At 55.4% G+C, this 491-nt stretch carries 1 protein-coding gene; it reads left to right on the plus strand.

The window, feature by feature from the left end; all coding sequences use genetic code 11:
- Positions 1-491: Ig-like domain-containing protein (locus CWI73_RS09310; protein WP_126752540.1), on the plus strand; the 491-nt coding region annotated here is incomplete at both ends.

A 491-nucleotide genomic window follows, 5' to 3' on the forward strand; every position in this document is an offset into this window, starting at 1 on the left:
CGGGTAACCAGGGCAGTGTCACTGACACCGCCACCTTAGATACCAGCGCCGATGCAGGTACCGTCAATGTGAATAACATCACAGCGGATGACGTGATCAACGCACAAGAAGCGGGACAAACGATCGCCGTTACGGGTACAGCTGAAGGCGGCGATATCGCCGAGGGCGACAGTGTCACCATGACCATAAACGGCACGGAATACACCACCACCGTTGGCAATAACGGTGAGTGGAGCGTGGACGTTGCCGGCAGCGATTTGGCTGCGGATACTGAATTCGATGTGGTCGTTAACTCTAGCGACGCAGCGGGTAATACCGTTGAGAGCACAACAACCTCAACGCACTCGGTTGACACCAGCGCACCGGGCGACGGCACCGATGGTAACAACAGCATCGCGTTTGGTGATGAGCTGATTAATAGCGACGAGCAAAGTAATATCGGCTTCACTGGTCAAGTGGAAGACGGTGCGTCGGTCGACAGCATTGTGATC

This window comes from Idiomarina piscisalsi (assembly GCF_003987095.1).
GTDB classification, from domain to species: Bacteria; Pseudomonadota; Gammaproteobacteria; order Enterobacterales; family Alteromonadaceae; genus Idiomarina; species Idiomarina piscisalsi.